Here is a 264-nt window from a genome sequence, read left to right on the forward strand (position 1 = left end):
TTCCATCTCACCGTCTTGGAGAGGGACTGGACGAGAGACGAGGAACTCGACGGACCACTCGGCAACGTCGCGAGCGAATTCGAGGAAGGCCTGTGCGATGGCTCGAATCGCATCGATGAAGCCGTTACACACCTGTCCACTGACGGGGTCGATGCCGCTACAGTAGCCTGCGTCTTCGGTATCATCGCTGTTCTCGTCACCGGCGGTCGGTTCGGGAGTGGTTTCGAGCTGTGCGTGACTCGCTGAGGTGTCAGCGACGGCGAG

The 264-nt window shown here is 60.6% G+C and carries 1 pseudogene; it reads right to left on the bottom strand.

The annotated features are described in order from the left end of the window. A pseudogene (locus AUR66_RS22195) lies at positions 1-264 on the bottom strand (hypothetical protein); the annotation flags it as partial.

The sequence above is a fragment of the Haloferax profundi genome, from assembly GCF_001469865.1.
GTDB lineage: Archaea > Halobacteriota > Halobacteria > Halobacteriales > Haloferacaceae > Haloferax > Haloferax profundi.